General features: G+C 31.8%; 2 protein-coding genes. Both read left to right on the top strand.

The window, feature by feature from the left end; translation table 11 throughout:
- Window positions 1-40 precede the first annotated feature (40 nt).
- Window positions 41-406, top strand: coding sequence for a transposase (locus WFZ86_RS20045; RefSeq protein WP_342693598.1), 366 nt, complete (start codon window positions 41-43; stop codon window positions 404-406).
- A gap of 8 nt (window positions 407-414) precedes the next feature.
- Window positions 415-1,323, top strand: coding sequence for an IS3 family transposase (locus WFZ86_RS20050; RefSeq protein WP_342693599.1), 909 nt, complete (start codon window positions 415-417; stop codon window positions 1,321-1,323).
- Window positions 1,324-1,398: the final 75 nt, after the last annotated feature.

A 1,398-nucleotide genomic window follows, 5' to 3' on the forward strand; every position in this document is an offset into this window, starting at 1 on the left:
TGTCTTGTCCTGAAATAAGTTTACATAAAAATGTAAATTTATGATCAATCGTGCAGGAACAAACACTACAAAACGTTATTCTAATTATTCGGAGGAATTCAAACGTAAGGTTTGCGAAGAATATATTAAAGGAACTAAAACGAAAGCAGAGATAAAATCTCAATATAGAATAAAATCAAGTACAAGTATTATATTAGATTGGCTTCGTAAATTTGGGTATATTGAATCCAAAATTTCCTCGATTTCAGAATTTCAGTTTATGGCAAAACGACAACAATCGACTTCAAAAGATGTTGAAAAAGAGAATGAAGATTTAAAACTCCAGCTTAAAATGTACAAACGTATGATTGAGATAGCTGAGAAAGAGTTTAAAATTTCTATTATAAAAAAGTCCGATTCCAAGTAATTCAAGAAATGAAAGACAGAAATTCCAAAGTTAGCCTAGGAAAATTTTGTCAATTACTTGGAATCACTAGGCAGTCTTATTATCAGCATTTTTGGCAACAGGAGCTAGTTTGTTTTGAAGAAGAGTTGGTTGTGCAACGAGTTTTGGAAATTAGAAAAAACCATCGTCACATCGGTACACGAAAACTCTATGAATTACTTCAGCCTTTTTTTATAGAACATCAAATAAAAATGGGAAGAGATGCATTATTTGATTTATTGAGTGCCAATTTTCTGTTAGTGAGAAGAAAAAAACGAAGAATCTCAACAACAAATTCTTATCACAGGTTCAAAAAATACCCAAATTTGATCCGGAATTTTATTCCAAGTTCGACGAATCAATTATGGGTTAGCGACATAACATATTGGAAAACAGAAAACGGATTCGTCTATATAAGCTTTATAACCGATGCTTATTCGAGAAAGATTGTTGGTTATCATGTCTCTCAGACTATGGAAGCTGCTCAGACCATGGAAGCGTTGAAAATGGCAATCTCTGGCCTGAATAAGGGGCCAGATTGCCATTTTCAACTCACGCACCATTCAGACCGAGGAGTGCAATATTGCAGCGATTTATATGTTAATCTTCTAAAAGGTAACAACATAAAAATAAGTATGACCGAAAATGGAGATCCATTGGAAAATGCTATTGCAGAGCGCATAAATGGGATTATTAAAGAAGAATATCTAAATGATTATTCGGTTGATAACATTAAACAGGCTAAAGAATTATTGGAAACTGTAGTAAAATTATACAACCAGGAACGACCACATCAAAGTATAGGTTATTTAACGCCTGAAAAAGTTCATTATAACAACATAAAAACAGAAAAACTATGGAAGAACTATTATCGAAAAAACACTATCATTGTAAACTAATTCTAGTATTAAAAAAAAATGTAAACCTATTCTAGGTATTAATTAAAAACTGTAAACTTTTTTTAGGACGATACA

The sequence above is a fragment of the Flavobacterium polysaccharolyticum genome, assembly GCF_038739875.1.
GTDB classification, from domain to species: Bacteria; Bacteroidota; Bacteroidia; order Flavobacteriales; family Flavobacteriaceae; genus Flavobacterium; species Flavobacterium polysaccharolyticum.

What these genes read in the sequence shown, in the direction of transcription:
- WFZ86_RS20045 (WP_342693598.1), top strand. Translation starts at nt 41, where the DNA reads ATGATCAATCGTGCAGGAACAAACACTACAAAACGTTATTCTAATTAT.
- WFZ86_RS20050 (WP_342693599.1), top strand. Translation starts at nt 415, where the DNA reads ATGAAAGACAGAAATTCCAAAGTTAGCCTAGGAAAATTTTGTCAATTA.